Origin of the sequence: Holospora curviuscula, from assembly GCF_002930195.1 — a bacterium.
GTDB classification, from domain to species: Bacteria; Pseudomonadota; Alphaproteobacteria; order Holosporales; family Holosporaceae; genus Holospora; species Holospora curviuscula.
On the sequence record NZ_PHHC01000035.1, the window covers coordinates 1 to 1,396 of the forward strand.

The 1,396-nt window shown below is 38.5% G+C and carries 1 protein-coding gene; it reads left to right on the forward strand.

All coding sequences use genetic code 11. From position 1 onward, the window contains the following. The first annotated feature begins 76 nt into the window (after positions 1-76). On the forward strand, positions 77-1,102 hold the full coding sequence (locus tag HCUR_RS00690) for a coiled-coil domain-containing protein (RefSeq protein WP_129591795.1): 1,026 nt from the start codon (positions 77-79) through the stop codon (positions 1,100-1,102). Positions 1,103-1,396: the final 294 nt, after the last annotated feature.

Sequence of the window (1,396 nt, forward strand, 5' to 3'; positions counted from 1 at the left end):
TCATGAACATTTTCTCTTGACAGAAAGGAACAGTATGCCTAAACTCAAACAGTGATTTTTTTATGGATATTTTTTGATGAATTTGAAATTAAAATATATGTTTACAGTATTGACAATAGGAATATTTACCGCACAACAGGCTGCACAGGCTGGGAATGATGCTGAGGATGAAAAAAATCCACCTCTCCAAAATCAGAGTGTTCCCAATGGTGCTCCCCAAGCGCAAGAAAACCCACCGCAGCAGGGATTTCAGCAAGACCATAGGGTACAAGATGAGAAGGCCTGGTACAAAGAACGACTTGAAACTATTGAGACTAAGATTCAAGAAATTATGAAGAGTCAACAAAATTTTTCTGTTCTAAGTGAGACGCTTGATGAAAACTGGAAACATATTGAGACAGCCAGCCAGACTATTCAAGCACGTCTAAACCAGTGTACAGATGATATTGAAAAAAATAAAGGGTCTCTGGAAGAATTTGATGCTGCAAGACAAAAAAACAAAATTTATCTGGATAAATTATATTTGGCAAGAGACGAGCATAGAACGCTTCAACAACGCTGTGAAAGCGAAAAGCAGGACATTCTAAACACGCGTGCAGCTAGGGCTCAGGCAGTGTGTGTTCCTGAAAATCAGGAGCGCCAACAGCAAAGCCAAATTCAGGAGATTACACAGAGTCTTGAGAATATCCATCTTGAGCAAGGGGTAGACAGTGGTGATAATCAGGGTTCAGCGCTTGAAGCAGATAAAAAGCTTCAAACAATCATCGAAAAGCTTCAAAAGGTACTCAATGCAGCAGAGGTACACTCTCAGAACATCCAACACAGGATAGAAAAATGCGAACATTTGGATTCTAAGTTGCAGGGTAGTTTAGAAGTCTGCGACAAAAAAAATCATTTGCTTCAAAAGCTTAAAAAAGAGCTTGAGAATGAAGCACTTGAGCTCCAAGAGCAGCGGAAACAAATTCAAAATCAGTATCAAATCCTTGAACAAAACAGAGAAAAACTTAAGAATACCCAGAAAAAATGTGAGCAGACCCATCGTCAATTACTAGATATAATGATTCAGCAAGGTTCAAAAAGAATCCACGATCAGTCTCAGTAAACGTGAAAAAGGTAACAAGATCTGAAAGAGAGGGTGTTTTTCGAGATCAAAATTCTTAAAAACAGAGCAAAAATTTGTCTTCTGGGAAAGTAGCCCGACAAGGAAATTATCTATCGCGCGACTGTAATCGACTACATAAGAAAGTTTATTGCTTTCAGAGCGATGGTTACCGGTGGGTTCCCTGGCCCAACCGGAATGGTTTCTTGTTAGAAAAAGTATAGTAGAAGTCGTTAAATTAAGACCTTTTGAAATATGCTAAAAGAATGTTATAAATTCATCAATAGACTCTAGTAC

What these genes read in the sequence shown, in the direction of transcription:
- HCUR_RS00690 (WP_129591795.1), top strand. Translation starts at nt 77, where the DNA reads ATGAATTTGAAATTAAAATATATGTTTACAGTATTGACAATAGGAATA.